Genomic DNA, 246 nt, shown 5'->3' with positions numbered 1-246 from the left:
AACTGAAGATGTAGATTTAAAATATAAATTAAAGTGGTTAATTCCAAATTCACAAAAAAATGAAATGGAGCCAATAATAATAACATTGTATCCAGGAGGACAGTATAAAGAAGAAAAGCCACATGAAGGTGAAGAATTTGGATATGTATTAGCAGGTTCAATATATGTCCATATAGGCGAAAAGAAAAATAAAGTAAAAAAAGGAGAGAGTTTTTACTTTAGACCGAAAGCAAATCACTATATATC

The 246-nt window shown here is 28.9% G+C and carries 1 protein-coding gene; it reads left to right on the top strand.

Going from position 1 to position 246, the window contains the following annotated elements; translation table 11 throughout:
• Nucleotides 1-246: cupin domain-containing protein (locus KK062_RS31335; protein ID WP_254088145.1), on the top strand; the 246-nt coding region annotated here is incomplete at both ends.

Origin of the sequence: Dawidia cretensis (genome assembly GCF_018598175.1) — a bacterium.
Lineage (GTDB): Bacteria > Bacteroidota > Bacteroidia > Cytophagales > Cyclobacteriaceae > Ohtaekwangia > Ohtaekwangia cretensis.
The sequence above is the reverse complement of the archived record's forward strand: the minus strand, read 5'-3'. Positions and strand labels throughout refer to the sequence as shown.